General features: G+C 52.4%; 14 protein-coding genes. 3 read left to right on the forward strand and 11 right to left on the reverse strand.

The features are described 5' to 3' along the window. Positions 1-154: 154 nt before the first annotated feature. The 6 genes from gntR to Q4579_RS01390 form a co-directional block, all read right to left on the reverse strand. Positions 155-1,156: a gluconate operon transcriptional repressor GntR gene (gntR, locus tag Q4579_RS01365; protein WP_303561037.1), complete on the reverse strand. Its 1,002-nt coding sequence runs from the start codon at positions 1,154-1,156 to the stop codon at positions 155-157. Between the two features lie 169 nt (positions 1,157-1,325). Then, positions 1,326-2,813: an NADP-dependent phosphogluconate dehydrogenase gene (gndA, locus tag Q4579_RS01370; RefSeq protein WP_303561039.1), complete on the reverse strand. Its 1,488-nt coding sequence runs from the start codon at positions 2,811-2,813 to the stop codon at positions 1,326-1,328. Next, positions 2,810-3,346 carry a gluconokinase gene (locus tag Q4579_RS01375; RefSeq protein ID WP_303561040.1) on the reverse strand — a complete coding sequence of 179 codons (537 nt, stop codon included), beginning with the start codon at positions 3,344-3,346 and terminating at the stop codon, positions 2,810-2,812. Before Q4579_RS01375 ends, gndA begins: the two co-directional genes overlap by 4 nt. Positions 3,347-3,408: 62 nt before the next feature. Next, positions 3,409-4,731 (reverse strand): TRAP transporter large permease subunit, encoded by a 1,323-nt coding sequence (locus Q4579_RS01380; protein ID WP_303561041.1) that lies wholly within the window; start codon positions 4,729-4,731, stop codon positions 3,409-3,411. Beyond that, entirely contained in the window at positions 4,724-5,275 is a 552-nt protein-coding gene (locus tag Q4579_RS01385; protein WP_303561043.1) for a TRAP transporter small permease subunit, read from the reverse strand. Before Q4579_RS01385 ends, Q4579_RS01380 begins: the two co-directional genes overlap by 8 nt. Positions 5,276-5,373: 98 nt before the next feature. Next, the gene (locus Q4579_RS01390; RefSeq protein ID WP_303561046.1) at positions 5,374-6,390 is read right to left on the reverse strand and encodes a TRAP transporter substrate-binding protein; all 1,017 of its coding nucleotides are present in this window, start codon (positions 6,388-6,390) and stop codon (positions 5,374-5,376) included. 332 nt (positions 6,391-6,722) lie between these two features. Between Q4579_RS01390 and Q4579_RS01395 the strand changes: the two genes are divergently transcribed. After that, complete coding sequence (locus Q4579_RS01395) at positions 6,723-7,634, forward strand: D-alanine--D-alanine ligase (RefSeq protein WP_303561048.1); 912 nt, start codon at positions 6,723-6,725, stop codon at positions 7,632-7,634. Positions 7,635-7,728: 94 nt separating this feature from the next. On the opposite strand, the gene Q4579_RS01400 is transcribed toward Q4579_RS01395, so the two are convergent. Beyond that, positions 7,729-7,908, reverse strand: coding sequence for a hypothetical protein (locus Q4579_RS01400; protein WP_211647119.1), 180 nt, complete (start codon positions 7,906-7,908; stop codon positions 7,729-7,731). A 319-nt stretch (positions 7,909-8,227) separates the two neighbouring features. On the opposite strand from Q4579_RS01400, the gene Q4579_RS01405 reads away from it, so the two are divergent. Beyond that, a complete protein-coding gene (locus tag Q4579_RS01405) occupies positions 8,228-10,444 on the forward strand; it encodes a methyl-accepting chemotaxis protein (RefSeq protein ID WP_303561051.1) in 2,217 nt (738 codons plus the stop codon). A gap of 53 nt (positions 10,445-10,497) precedes the next feature. Here Q4579_RS01405 and Q4579_RS01410 read toward each other — a convergent pair whose 3' ends face one another. The 4 genes from Q4579_RS01410 to Q4579_RS01425 form a co-directional block, all read right to left on the reverse strand. Beyond that, the gene (locus Q4579_RS01410; protein WP_303561053.1) at positions 10,498-11,433 is read right to left on the reverse strand and encodes a c-type cytochrome; all 936 of its coding nucleotides are present in this window, start codon (positions 11,431-11,433) and stop codon (positions 10,498-10,500) included. Then, positions 11,430-12,098, reverse strand: a complete 669-nt coding sequence (locus Q4579_RS01415) for a cytochrome c (RefSeq protein WP_303561054.1) — start codon at positions 12,096-12,098, stop codon at positions 11,430-11,432. Before Q4579_RS01415 ends, Q4579_RS01410 begins: the two co-directional genes overlap by 4 nt. 200 nt (positions 12,099-12,298) lie before the next feature. Then, a complete protein-coding gene (locus tag Q4579_RS01420; RefSeq protein ID WP_303561056.1) occupies positions 12,299-12,715 on the reverse strand; it encodes a GFA family protein in 417 nt (138 codons plus the stop codon). A 420-nt stretch (positions 12,716-13,135) separates the two neighbouring features. Next, positions 13,136-14,020, reverse strand: a complete 885-nt coding sequence (locus Q4579_RS01425; protein ID WP_303561158.1) for a mechanosensitive ion channel family protein — start codon at positions 14,018-14,020, stop codon at positions 13,136-13,138. A gap of 342 nt (positions 14,021-14,362) precedes the next feature. Between Q4579_RS01425 and Q4579_RS01430 the strand changes: the two genes are divergently transcribed. After that, positions 14,363-15,514: a hypothetical protein gene (locus tag Q4579_RS01430; RefSeq protein ID WP_303561057.1), complete on the forward strand. Its 1,152-nt coding sequence runs from the start codon at positions 14,363-14,365 to the stop codon at positions 15,512-15,514. The last annotated feature ends 22 nt before the right edge of the window (positions 15,515-15,536 follow it).

The raw sequence follows: 15,536 nt of genomic DNA on the forward strand, positions 1-15,536 counted from the left end.
AAACATGGACTGAACGCGGACGTTGAAACGGTATTGAGTGACCGGGTTCAGCCGTGTGTTGTGAAGTGTCTTTAGACCTTTATTGGTTGTGTTGGCAATATTTTGGGAGCCGAATGGCTCCCATTTTTTTCGGGCCTGATGAAAGCACAGAAGGTCAGATACTCTCACCCAGTGCAATGGTCACATCCAGCGTCATCACTTTCTCCGTCACCGGCTCACCACGCAGTCGCTGTAAAATCTGCTCTGCCGCGACCTTGCCAATCTGCTCCCGCGGTGTGATCACGGTGGCCAGCCGAGGCACCATCACCTGACTGATATCATGACCATGAAACCCCGCAACCGCCATCTGCTCCGGGACTGCAATGCCCAATCGCTGACATTCATAAATCGCACCGATTGCCAGGTCATCATTGGTGCAGAAGATTCCGTTCGTTGCTGGCATTTCCTGCAGCGTCTGGCGCAGTAAAGTGGCGCCCAGGCTGAATGACGACGCTTCTTCGGTCTCGATACTGCGGGGGGGCAGGCCATGTGCGAGCATGACTTGTTCATAACCGAGATAACGCAGGTGCGTTCGCGCATCCATCCGGGCCGCAAAATACACCAGATTGTGCCGCCCTCTGGCCAGCATCTGTTCCGTCATTGCGGCAGCCGCCGCCTGATTGTCAAATCCGACAGCCTGCGAAATGGCAGGAGAAGCCGAATCCATAATTTCCACCACAGGAATACCTGCAGTATCGAGCATCTTGCGCGCCCGCTCGGTATGCACACTTTCAGACAAAATCATCGCGTCCACATTGTAAGACAGCAAGGAGGCAATATTTTTCTCTTCAATCTCAGCACTGTAGCCATAGTGGGCCAGCATGGTCTGGTAGCCCGCAGGGCCCGTGACTTTCTCAATGCCCCGGATCACCTCCGCAAAAACCTGGTTGGTCAGGGAGGGCACCAGCACGCCAATCGCATAACTCTTGGCATTGGAGAGAATATCCGGGGCACGGTTCGGGATATAACCCAGCGCTTCGACCGCCGCAGCGATTTTGGTTTGTAAAGCGGCAGAAACCTGAGAGGGATCGCGCAGATAACGGCTGACGGTCATTTTGGTCACACCGACCTGATTGGCGACATCCTGCAGCGTGGGACGTTTGGGTTTGGCTGTCATTCGGGGAGTATCTTTCATGTCTGAAATCGGGCATGCCCTGAGTTTGGCTTCAAGTGCACTAGATTACCATAAGCCCGGCAGCAGGTGAGGAATCCGTCGCATATCCTCAGGCAACCTCAAATTCCTTGAAGTACAACGATACAGGCCCTCAATTGAGGGCCTGCTGAGATTAAACGTTGACCTGCCGCCGGGGCATCTGGCTCCAGGTCAGGTGATAAGCTTTGCTTTCCGGCTGATCAATCCGGGCATAAGTGTGTGCACCGAAGTAATCCCGCTGGGCCTGCAGCAGATTCGCAGGCAGCACCTCGGTACGAAACGCATCAAAGTACTGCAGGGCTGAACTGATCCCGGGCATCGAAACGCCGGTCAGGCAGGCATGAGCAACCGCCCGGCGCCAGTTTTGCTGACGCTCGGTCAGCGCATCCCGAAAGTGAGCGGCCAGCAACAGATTCTCCAGTTCCGGCTGCTGCTGAAAGGCATGGCTGATGTCCTGCAGGAAAATGGCCCGGATGATACAACCCGCCCGCCAGATGCGCGCAATCTCTGCATAATCCAGCGGCCAGCCCTGCTCAGCAGCAGTGGCTTTCATCAGGGCAAACCCTTGCGCGTAGGTGCAGAGTTTGGCGCAGTACAGTGCATCATGCAGCTGGGTGATCAGCGCAGACGGATCCGGCGTCAGCGTGCCTTCGGCCATCAGCGGCAAATTGTTTGCCGCTTCCCGGCGCTGGCTTTTCAGTCCGCTCATCGCACGGGCAAACACAGCCTGAGCAATGGTCGGAGCCGGGCTGCCGACTTCCAGACTGTTGACGGCAGTCCAGAGCCCGGTGCCTTTCTGACCGGCTTTATCCAGAATCATGTCGACCAGCGGACGACCGGTTTCCGGATCGGCCTGCTGCAGAATATCAGCACTGATCTCCATCAGATAACTGTTCAGCACGCCCTGATTCCATTCCGCAAAAATTTTGCCAATCTCTGCCGGGGCCATCCCGAGCTGCTGGCTCATGCACTGATAGACTTCGCCAATCAGCTGCATGTCGGCATATTCAATACCGTTATGAACCATTTTGACATAATGTCCGGCACCATCCGGCCCTAAATAAGCAGCACAGGCTTCGCCCTGGCTCATGGGCGGCAGCGGTTTTCCCTGCGCATCCACCTGCGCCGCAATCGCTTTCCACATCGGCCCGACCTGACGCCAGGCATCCGCACTGCCGCTAGCCATTAAGGCCGGACCGTGTCGGGCACCGACTTCACCGCCAGAGACAGCCGTACTGAAAAACTGCAATTTTCCCTGATAAGCTTTGTCGCGGGCCAGGGTATCCGTCCACAGGCTGTTGCCGGTATCAATCACGGTATCCTCGAAAGCCAGACCGGCCTCAAGCAGTGCCGAAATCACCGCATCCACAGCCGGGCCGGCAGGGACAGACAATGCAATGACACGCGGCTTCTGCAACATCGCCAAGACCTGCGCCAGCGAATCACAGGCAACAAAACGGGCTTTGCCCAGTGCTGCCGCTTCTTTGTCTGCCTGCGCCGTCAGATCGGCCTGCAAATCATAACCCGCTACCGAAAAACCATGTTCGAGCAGATTCAGTGCCAGATTGCGTCCCATGACGCCCAAACCGATCATCGCAATATTGCACGAAGTCGCTGTCATCCTTTGTTCCTTTCAACCATGGGTGATTCAGTCAGTGAGCCGGTTTCGGGCAGCCGGTTGAGGATTTCCTGCAGGACTGCCGCCTGAGTCTGGCGGATATCAACAAACAAAGCTTCATCCTGCGCGGGCTCAACCAGTGTCGCAAACTGGCTTTCCAGCATCGTGCGACCATTAAAGTAATGATCTGAACGCTGCTGATGACGCTGCCAGATGGTGTCAAAATCCCCCTGCAGATACACCAGCACCAGATCTTCCACGCCGTCACGCAACTGTGCACGATAATCCGGCTTCAGCGCCGAACAGGCCAGGACTGCGTGAGGTTCCTGCCGAAGCAACTGGTTCAGTGTTGCCAGCCATTCAGCCCGGTCATCATCATTGAGCGGGATGCCCTGACTCATTTTGCGCACATTCTCAGGCGGATGAAAATCATCCCCGTCAAAGAAGTTCAGCCCCAGCGTTTTTGCCAGATGGCTGCCAATCGAGCTTTTACCGCAGCCCGAAACGCCCATCACAATCATCTTTTTCGGTGTCATAGCCATCATCCTTACCCTGCATGGTTGCAGGGCAAATCATTGTTCTTATGGTTTGTCCGTCTTTAACGCCACCACAGCGCCAGCTGCGGGAATAAAATCACCAGTGTGAGCGCAACCAGCTGAAGCGCAATAAACGGCAGCAGTGAAGAGAAAATTTCGCCCAGACTGATGTCTTTCGGTGCGACAGATTTCAGATAAAATGCCGCCGGACCAAATGGCGGAGACAGGAAAGACACCTGCATGTTCAGGCAGAACACGACACCAAACCAGATGGGATCCATGCCCAGGCCGGTAATAATCGGCACGAAAATCGGCATGGTCAGTAAAGCCACGCCCACCCAGTCCAGGAACATCCCCAGCACCAGCAGAATGACCATCATGATCAATAGGGTCAGGGTCGGGCTGCCGCCACTGAACGCCAGAATCGTTTCTTCCACAAAATCGATGCCGCCCATCAGGTTATACACCCCAACCAAGGCACTGGCGCCAATCCCTATCCACATGATCATGCCGCAGGTTCGCATGGTTGCGATGGCACTTTCCTTGAGCATGTTCCAGCTCATCTCGCCCCGGATCAGAGCGCTGACCATGATCCCGACCACACCCAGTGCCGAGGCTTCCGTCACAGAAGCGACGCCGGTGTAAATACTGCCCAGAACGACGCCCACAGACAGCATCGGGAAGAACAGGGCTTTGAAATAACGGGTGTCCCGCGCCGCATCTTCAGCCAGCTCTTCTTCCGTTGGCAGTGGCGCTAACGCCGGATTCATTTTGCATCGGATCAGCACGTAGCCGATATACATCAGCGCCAGCAGCAATGCTGGCAGGAAGGCCGCTTTGAACAGATCGCCAATGGACACACTGGCGGTCAGACCGTAAATAATCAGCACAATACTGGGTGGCAACATGGTCCCCAATGCCCCACCGGCACAGGTGGTGCCGATCGCCAGCTTGCGGTCATACCCCAGACGCAGCATCTGTGGCAGTGCCAGAATGCCCAGCAACACCGTTTCACCACCAATCACGCCCGACATGGAGGCCAGCACGACGGCCACCAGCAGCGCCTGGACTGCCACGCCTCCCCGGATGCGACGGCCAACGGACTTCATGGCATCAAACAAATCACGGGCGATTCCGGAACGGTCCAGCAGGGCTGCCATCAGGACAAACATGGGCACCGCGAGGAAAATGTAGCCGTCCACGAAGGAATACATGCGGCTGGTGACCAGCGGTAAAGCGTCCGGGCCAAACCAGCCTAGGGTGAAAATCAGGGCCACCAGACCGGTGACAAAAGCCAGCTGCATACCGGTCAGCAATAAGGCAATCATCAGCCCCAGCATCAGCAGACTGCCGTAGCCGATCCCCATTGACGATAACTCAAACATCTTTCTTCCTCAGGCCACGGATTTCGGCAATCAGGTGCAACAGAAACTGCACGGACAACACACACAGAGACACGAAAATGATCCCTTTCAGCAACGCTGGGAACGGCGGATTCCAGGCAGAGCCGGAAGTCTCCAGACGCATTTCGCCCCAGGGAGTGATCCAGGCTTCATGCGCCATGGTGTAAGACGCCCAGGCCATCAGGACGGAGAACAGCAACCCCATCACATGATGGAACAGATTCAGGTACTGCCGGGTGCGCTGCGAAACCATGTCATACAGCAAAACAACCCGCACATGTTTATTGGTCGCCAGTGCATACAGGCCGCCGACGATAAACAGCGATCCCCCAAGGAAAGAGGCAGTTTCATGCACCCAGATGGTTGGCGAATCAAACATATAACGCATCAAGACTTCATAAAATGAAATCATGACGGTGAACAGAAACAGCAGACTCAGCAAATTTCCTATGTTGACAATTGCAGCGTCCAGCCCGTTCTTAGGCTGCTCTTCATCCTGCCCGGCAGGCGTAGGGTTGGTATTCATGGCGGAAAGCTCACAACACGGACGACATCAGAAACAAGGGCTGAATTCAGCCCTTAAGGGGAATGGCCGGTCCACTGACCGACCCGGTGTTCTCAGCATTACAGCAGGGCGTTATCTTCCAGAAATTGCGTGACCGACTGATACACTTTCTCGGCATTTGGCGACTGTTTCGCGAAAATCTTCCATTGTTCACGGGCAATTTCACGGAACTTCTTCCGCTCTTCATCAGACCAGTTATGAATGGTAATTTTCGGGTTCGCTTCCGCTTCTTTCACGGCTTGCTGATCGGCAATCTTCAGTTGGGTCGTCATGTCATAAGCAAAGTCACGGACAGACGTCGTCAGGATCGCCTGCAAATCTGCCGGCAGTTTGTCCCATTTTTTCTGGTTCATCGAAATATCGATCAGCGGCAATGAGTGGAAGCCCGGCTGAACCGGATGGGTCGCCACATCGTTCATGCCTGCTTTCTGGTTGGTCGAGAAAACTGTGTAGTCAGCAGCATCAATCACGCCTTTACTCAGGCCGGTAAAGACTTCTGAACCCGGCAGATTCACCGGTGATGCACCTGCGGCTTTAAAGACCTGCTGAACCAGCCCTTCCGGGGCGCGTAATTTCAGGCCTTTCAGATCGGCCACGCCATCCACCGGGACTTTCGAGACAAAGGATTCAACGCCTGTGGTCGAGCCACCAATGAACTTCACACCGTAAGGCGCATACAGTTCAGTCATCAGCTGATATCCACCACCGTAGTTGATGTACTGCAGCAGTTGCGTGGTGTCAGACCAGGCGCCTACCATGTTGCCGATCAGACCAAATGCCGGATCTTTGCCAGAGAAATAGCTGGTCGCGGTGATTTGGCCATCCAGAATCCCCAGCTTGATCGCGCCCAGGGTTTCGGTGTGTTTCACCACACTGCCGACCGGCAGCAGATCAATCTCAATCCGGCCGGCCGACATGGTTTCAACACGCTCTGCCCAGGCTTGCTGTACCTGAAAGTTTTTATCGCCCGCCGGATCCGACGACTGGAACTTGAATGTGTAATCCGCTGCCAGAGCTGAAGCGGTAAAGGTACCGGCAAGTGATGCCGCGAGCAGGGTGCAGGTCAACTTTTTCATGGGTACTTTCCTTTTGTTTTTCGGGTCTGAGACCCGTGCACGTCGTGAAATGTTCCGGTTCTTGTTATGTAATGTTACCGGTAACTTTGGTGTAAATGCTATCAGAGACGCTGAAGGATTGTCTTTGAAGATCATCACAACAATGCCAAACAACAACAATTCACGAAATCAATCAAAAGGTCGCATATATACCCGTAAGGCAATGTTTTTGATGGAAACGGATATTCCCGCTCAATGTCAAAATTAACTATTACCATATAAATCAATAACTTTGTGAAGTGCACCGCATTGTATTAATATATGTGCACATAAACCTATGGAGGGAGTTGATTATGCGTGTAGGTGTACTAATGGGAGGGGAATCCAGTGAGCGCAGTGTTTCATTACGTTCCGGTGAAGCCGTTTGTGAAGCAATCCATCAATTAGGTGATGAAGCGATCAGCATTGATCCCTGCAGCCTGAGCGACACACTGGACGCTTTAAAATCCGTGGATAAAGTCTTTATTGCGCTGCACGGTAATTTAGGAGAGAGCGGACATATTCAGGGCTTACTCGACTGGCTGGAGCTCCCTTACACCGGGAGCGGGCTATCATCCTCATCGATATGTCTCAATAAGCACCGGGCCCGACAAGTCCTCTCTGAACAAGGCTTCCACTATGCCAAATGGCAGGCCGTGCACCGTTCACAGAGCGCAGAAGCCATTGTGGCCGCCGCTGAACACGTGGGGTATCCACTGGTCGTCAAACCCACATCTCAAGGATGCAGCATCGGGGTAACCAAAGTATCCTCGCCGGAAGACTTGTCCGCCGCTGTACGACAAGCCTTTGATTATGATGACAATATCCTGCTGGAAGGATTCATCAGCGGTAAAGAATACACCTGTGGGATTTTAGGCGATCAGGCCCTGCCCGTGGTCCAGATTTGCTCTGAAACCTTTTTCGACTGGACTGCAAAGTTTGGTGCGCAAACAGCCACTTACCATTGCCCGAGTGACTTATCTCCCGACGAAGAACAAGCCATTCAAGCCGTATCGCTCGCGGCATTCCACGCACTGGGATGCCGCGGATGGGGTCGTCTGGATGTCATTCTGGGCGATGACGGAAAGATTTATCCGATTGAAATGAACACGTCTCCGGGCATGACACCGCGCAGTGTCTTCCCGATGGCCAGCCGGGAGATTGGGCTGGACTTTGCGCAAACGATTGAAAGCATTCTTGCCCTCGCCAGCTTCGATCCGGTTTAACCGGCCCCTGAGCCAGAACAAGTCTGAACCGATGCAGCCCGTCAATACTGACGGGATGCATCAGGCATCATATCAGACACATCCAGTGACCTGGCTAGATGGTGACTTCAGCAAAGCGCTGACCTTCCACCGTGAATTCAACCACCAAACCACTTTCATCATCACGCTGTCGCGTGACACACACCGCTTTCCCCATCCGAATGGCGATGAGTTGTTTTAACTCATTGACAAGATTCTGTTTGTCTTCCGCAGTCAGCCGAGTCCTTTGTCCCATCGACGATTACTCCTTACAGCAAAAATCAGTATCCTTTGGTTAATGCGACAGTTTCGAAGCGAACAGAAAACATGCGGTGATGAAAACCCGCTCGATCACAACAATAAAACGATAAATAACAATCATTTAAAAAATTGGACGCCTGATTTTTTCTCTTCTCTGGTATTCATATCCTGCGCCAATCCATACGGACAATATGAATACTGATTAACATCACAAAAACAAATAAATATGACTGACCCCCCGGCGGAAAGATTCGTCGCATGTCAAAAGCTGAACTAATTTCGATGGTAACTGGACGGCAGTTCTTGGGGGAGAGATGAAACTACAACATAAAATGATGAGTTGTCTTTTACTATCCGGTCTGCTGCCGGCCGCAGCAATTTTGTTCTTTACACTCAATCAGGCCAGCCAGTCGCTGGAAAATCAGGCATATAACCAGCTGGAATCTCTGCGTGAAGTGAAGCAGGATGCCATCGAACGGTATTTCGAAACCCTGAACCAGCAGATTTTTCTGGAAGCGGCCAACCCGCAGACCATTCAGGCGGTCAGGGATTTCCGCCAGGGGGTTCGGGACCTCCCCCCGCTTGATGAACAATCAGACGCGCGTTTACAGCAGTTTTACACCCAGCAATTTATGCCACGCCTGAAAGCCAACGCGCCCAATCAGGATTTTTCAGCGACTTCGCTGGTAAATGCTCTCTCCCCGACGGCCCGAATCCTTCAGGCCCGCTATATTGCAGACAGTCCGTACGGACTGGGTGAAAAGCAAAAACTGCTCACGGCAGGTGACACGACTTACGATAACGCGCATGCGCAGTACCACCCTTTTTTTGAAGAACTGATCGAACAATCAGGTTATTACGATCTCTTTCTGATCGATGCTGCAAGCGCACAGGTGATATACAGCGTGTATAAAGAAGTTGACTTTGCGACGTCTCTGCGCAGCGGTCCGTTCCGGGACAGTCTGCTGCGGCAAGCTTACGAGGAAGGTTTAAAGCTTAACAAAGGTCAGAGTGCGCTGATCGACTTTAATCTTTATTTGCCCTCTTACCTGACCCCGGCAGGTTTTATTGCGACGCCTGTGTACGATCAGGGTCAGGTGTCTGCCGTGCTGGTGTTTCAGTTTCCAATTGACCGCCTGACCGCCATCATGGGCGTCCGTGCCGGACTGGGAGACAGCGGAGAAACCTATCTGGTTGGTCCGGATAAACTGATGCGGTCCAACTCTTATCTCGATCCGGTCAATCATTCCGTGGTGGCTTCATTTCTCCACCCGGAACAAGGTCAGGTCAACACAGAAGCCGTCCGGCGCGCGTTATCGGGCGAGAGCGGCATCGATGCACTGCTGGATTACAAAGGGAATACCGTCCTCTCGGCATTTGCGCCGATTGAACTGAAGCAGCACCGCTGGGTGATTGTGGCAGAAATCGACCACGCAGAAGCACTGGCCGCAATTAGCCAGCTCAAACAAATCGGGTTGTCCGTCATTGCTGTTGTGACGCTGCTGATCCTCGGGGCCGCCATCCTGATCAGCCGGAACATTACCCGCCCCATTGGCGGGGAACCGGACCAAATGGCACAGATGGCCAGTGCCATTGCAGAAGGAGATTTACGCATCCACAATCCATCCCAGCAAAAAGCGACGGGAGTTTATGCCTCTATGCTGGCCATGTCTTCGAATCTGAGTACCATCATCAACCAGCTCAAACTGGCGGCTGGCCAGCAACGCAGTGAAGCAGAAGCCCTAGCAGCCAGTGCCGTCGAAACTGCTCAGGCAGTAACTCAACAAGAACAGGAAACCGCCCATCTCGCCGTCGCCATTGATGAAATGAGTGCCACAGCCAAAGATATTTCCGGCAACATCGCATCGGCTGCAGAAGCCGGGAATGAAGCGCAGACCAAGGTTAGCGACTGCTCACAATTGCTAAAACAGAGCACGGACAACCTGAGTGTGATGTCGAGCGACATGCAGCAAGCCAACCAGAAACTCACGCTCCTGAGAAAGAGTTCGGATGATATCACCCAAGTGCTGGAAACCATTCGCGGGATAGCAGAACAAACTAATCTGCTGGCGCTGAATGCCGCCATTGAAGCCGCCCGGGCCGGAGAGCATGGCCGGGGATTTGCTGTGGTGGCAGAAGAAGTCCGCAATCTGGCACAACATACTCAGGATGCCACCAATGAAACCGCCGCCATGCTGGAAACGCTGCTCAACCACGGCCGGGATGTCAGCACGGTGATGGAACACAGCATCAACCACACCAGCCAGGTGAGCGAACAGGCCCTGGCGGCAACCGAGGGGCTGCGCCTTGTCGTCGCATCCGTCGATCATATCGCCGCAATGACCAGCCAGATCGCGACAGCCTCTGAACAGCAATCCGCGGTGGCAGAAGAAATCAACAGCAACATCAACACCATCAATATGATGACCCGTGACACCAGTGAGGCGGTCGAGCGGATCTCCGGCAGTAGTGAAGAGCTTTCAACGCTGGCGACACAACTGGAAGAAATCACAAGTCATTTCAGAGTCTGAAGCACAGCTCCCTGACTCAACTGCGCTTGAGCCGCGCGAGTTGAGTCAGCGGGTCATTTTTTAGAAGGTTCACCAAGCACATGCTTATCTGCTGGTGAAGGTTTACCGTACATCCCCTGATGACTGTGATATTTTTCTGCGGTTTCTTTCACATGACCGGTAAATCGCGGATCCTGCGGACGATCCTGGCTGTCGATATACATGGCCACATCCCAGGCTTCCTGATCACTCAGTGTATTGCCCATCCCCAGGGGCATATTGGCTTTGATAAAGGCAGCCGCGGTATTGATCTGATGCATACCTGCGCCCCAGTTGTAGCTGTCTTCCCCCCACAGCGGCGGAAATACATAACGATCCGCCACTTTACGGCCTTCCCCGTTTTCCGCATGGCAAAACGCACATTTTTCCTGATACACCGCTTCGCCCCGGCTATAATCCGGCGCTACTTTGGGTTTCTCTACACTGAAAAATCCCCGCCCCGGCAGCTGGCTGTTCACGGGCGCATTGGTTGCCAGCCAATAGGAATAAGCCGTTAATGCGCGGATTTCATCACTATCAAGTGCTGGCACCTTATCGCCGCCATTCATGGAATAGCGAAAGCACCCCTGCAACCGATCTTCGTAATTATTCACCCGCTGATTCTTTGAACGATAAGCCGGATAAGCAACATAAGCCGCCCACAACGGTGCGCTTCCGGCAAGGCGGCCGGCATTCAAGTGGCAGTTCACACAATTCAGCCCCCCTTTGATCACGCCCTGAGACTTCAGAGACTGGGTGTTGGTGAACACCTGATAGCCCTGTTTCACTGCATCACCAAAATGCGCTTCCGGTAAGTTATTCCAGTCTGGCGTGGCGTGATAGCTTTCCCCGTCCGGCAGACGCTGGCCTGCTTCTATCTCGCCCAGATGCCGGTATTCCTGTTCAAATTCGGTCGCCGCTGTAACGGCTGTACTCAGAAGACACAGCGTGAACACGTTGAACGCTTTCATTGCTCACCTCCCAGTTGTGCAAAGTATTCAGAGACGGCAAGAATCTCATCATCGGTGAGGGATTTTGCAATGGCAGCCATCACGCCCAACGGGCCGGGTGGCCGTTTATCGGCTTTCCAGGCCTTCAGCTGATTCACCATATAATCAGATTTCTGGCCTTCCAGCCGGGGGAACGACGGCTCAACGCCAATTCCGCTCGGGCCATGACAGGCAACACAGGCTGGCACATGCGGGGCGAGTTTGCCGACATACGCCAGTTGCTCACCCGGGGACATATCCCCCGGCCACTTTTCACCACGCCACACAGGTTGCGTTTTTAAACTTGCTGGTTGAGAGGAGAAATGCGCGACAGCCTGTTCGATCTGGGCATCTGAAATCTGATAGATGAAAGCATCCATGAAAGTGGTGCTTCTGGTCTTGCTGCGAAACGCTTCCAGCTGCGCCTTCAGATAGGCCGGCGGCTGCGCTCTGAGGTTGGGCACATTTTTCAGTTCGGATATCCCTTGCCGGCCATGACAATCGGCACAGAAGCCAATCAGATCCTGTTTGATTTGTGCTTTGGCCTCTGATTCAGTTTTCGCCTCAGGCCCGCTCGTCACCAGCAAGAGGAAGACACCCGTCAGCCAGCAGAAGCGAACAGTCTTTGGTTCTCGATCTTTGCTCATCAGTACACCCATTTCTTGTTATTATCTTACGACTGCACAATCAGAGTGTAGAACAAAAACTCACCAGAACCGGTTCGTGACCATTGGGTCAGAAGCGTTTCGAATATCGCAGCGATTCAATCTGCATGGATTCATGTCACTGAAACTGGCATAAAAAAAACCACCTGCACGCAGGTGGTTATTCATTGAAAACGAGTCGGTTAAGGCTGTTTCTCAAACTGCTTCACACCATCCGGGATTTGATACCAGGCCTGTTTTTCACTGGTCCAGACATGCAATGTCGGCTCAATGATACGGGTATCTTCCAGATTGCTGGGTTTCAGCTTAATCGCATTCGGCTGATTCGGATCATAATGATAGATCCGATTGCCGCAGGTTGGACAAAATTTTGCAGCGCTGGTGTTGCCGCTGTCCGCCGGACGGGACCAGTCCGACATCACGCCTTCGAAAACCAGATTCTCCGCATCGACCATCGCAGTAATACTGAAGGCACTGGTGGATAATTTCTGGCATTCCTTACAATGACAGGCCACTACCATTTTCGGTGGTGCCAGCAAAGAATAAGTGACCCCGCCACACTGACAGGCGCCCCGAATCGGATAAGTTACTTCGCGCATCAAACCTCCCTATGCCAAACATTGTCAATCAAGTGTTATCTGCTTCAGATATGCCTTCGATGAGCACCGACATCTCTGAAACACATAGTCAACCACACGCACAATGCCGGGAAGTGTCCTAAAATGCAATCACACACTGCAACTTTCAAACCGATAAATGCATTTTGCAAAACAGCATCAAGCCGTGAAACATCCGCTGGAAATGATATTTAAAAATCAAGAGGTTAAATCGTAGATTCAATTGGCACAGGCATTGCAACATACAAAGTGGTGGTTCTCCACCAACCTCAAACTGTGTTGTTCGTATGGGTTATCCGAAAGGAGACCGCCTGACCAGCAGGGATGACGTTGTCAGGTAAACCATGTTTGTTCATTGTTCGCATAAAAAGCAGCGTCTTCGGGCGCTGCTTTCATTTTGCACTACAGAACGGATTCAACAGGATCCGGTACACAGGGTTCCTGTTTCGGCTGAGGCAGAAAATCCCGGCAATACATGGTCATAAATTCTTCCCGGATGATCGCTTCCAGCTCTGCTGCCTGAATGGTGGGACAAAACAGTTTAAAGTGAACCTGCTGCTCCCCCGTCGGGGTGGTGGTGATATAAATGTGCGGATCCGCTCCCGGTAAATCGACACCAGCATGACGTTCAATCATATGATTGTAACGCTGTGCCACATCAAAAAATTCAACAATGTGCGCGTCTATTTTCTGCAGCATCATCGGCACCATCGGATACAGATTCACCGTTTCTTTCACAGTGATCGTAAAACCATGATAAACATAGCGTTTCATGAAATTGAGATTTTTGACGGCAACCGTGAAAAACATACTGTTTGGCAGTGTGATGGTCTTTCCGGTGTAGTGATACTGCCCTTGCTGCAAAGCGATCTCCTGAATCACGGTCGCCATTAGATTGTGCTCAATCACCTCGCCACAAACCGGCCCGACTTCAATCCAGTCACCAATTCTGAACGATCGCGAACTGGCTCGCTGCAGGGATCCGGTCAAACACAGAATAATTTCCTTCGACGCCACCACCAGTGCCACCGCGATCGCTGTCAGCGACAAGGCAAATTTGCTGATTTCCGATTCCCATAACAGAAAAAGCGTCAGTAACAATAAAGTGAAGGCACCATTTTTGGTGCGCGAGATCCATTTTCGCTGATCTTCACTGAGAAAATTGGCCTCACCACGAATCCGGGTAATTGTTATCCGGCGAAGCAAGATCACAAGCAGAATAAGACACAAACTTAACAACAACTTATGTGTTAAAAAGTAGGTTACTACTTGTTCTAGATTGTCCAGTAAGGGGATCCACATAATTAGCATTCAACCTGTTTAGTCGATTGTCGTGTCACGCACAGCAGCTGACAGCACACAATATTGACCATAATAATATCAGGTGAAGTCTCGCCCATTGCGCCTTGGCTTGTAAAGCGGATTACGCTTGACCAATGATCTGCCCCTAACAAATTCCTGAATTTACCTTTGCGACACCTGATCGCACCCTATACTCAATACCATAAGATCTTAAAAACTCTGCCTTTTAAGGAGAGGTACCTTTAAATCAAGGGGGGATGTATTTTACTGAACGCCGTGCTACTGCTGACTATAGCCATTGCACTTTCAGGACTGCTAATGCCGGGCATGCGAAAGAACAAAATCTGGCGGGCCACACTGACACCACTTGCCTCAATCATAGGCAGCGGCTTTCTGGTGATTGCACCACTACTCGGCTATGCCGTCGGATCCTGGAGCACAATTGCAATGCTACTGATTGTCTTGCTGGCTTATTGCATTGGTTGGGTCATTCGGTTCAACATTGCTCAGCTGGATAAAGACGCCAACCCGGCAGCGCCGCTATTAACAGTCATAGAACTTACCAGCAAATTCATACTTGCCATTGCCTACCTGATTTCTATCGCTTTTTACATCAGGTTATTTGCCTCTTTCGTGCTGAATGCATTCAACATGAGCACCCATATAGCCATCGCCAACTCAATCGCAACAGTTTGCCTGTTATGCATCGCTATCACTGGCGTCTTCCGGGGCTTGAGTGGCATGGAAGTTGCTGAAGAATTTGCGGTCAGCATCAAACTCAGTATCATCGCAGCCCTGCTGGTTGGCCTGACGGCCTATCAGTTCCAAACGCCTGCCGAATCATTATTTATTCCCTCGGCCCCCGTCAGCGATCCTATCCACGCATTGCGTTTGCTCGCAGGCATGCTCCTGGTGGTTCAAGGATTTGAAACCTCACGTTACCTTGGCAGTGCGTACTCAGCCAGACACCGCATCCAAACAATGAAATATGCCCAGTGGTTATCCGCTTTGATATACCTAGTTTTTGTCACTCTAGCGCATTCTCTGCTTCCAATCAGCAACAGTTCACCGTCAGAAACAGCCATTATCACCATGAGCCAGCAGGTAAGCTTATTGCTGCCCATTTTGTTGACTGTTGCTGCCGTGATGAGCCAGTTCAGTGCCGCCGTTGCAGACACAGCAGGCTTTGGCGGGTTATTTCATGAGGTGATCAAGAAAAAGCACAGTGAGCGCACAGGCTACACGGTTGCCGTCTGTCTTGCCATTGCCCTGATCTGGAGTACCAACCTGTTTTCAATCATCACGCTCGCCTCGCAAGCCTTCGCGCTCTACTACCTCACCCAATGCATGACTGCCTGGTTACTGGCAGGGGAAATTCAGGCAACCACAAAGCGCAGATGGCTCAGGTGTGCATTCACTCTGCTGGTCATCATTCTGGCGCTGGTGGTGCTTTTTGCTATTCCAGCCGAATCGCTGTAGAAATAGCAGTGAGCCACGCAGA

Source organism: Photobacterium sp. 1_MG-2023 (assembly GCF_030547945.1).
GTDB lineage: Bacteria > Pseudomonadota > Gammaproteobacteria > Enterobacterales > Vibrionaceae > Photobacterium.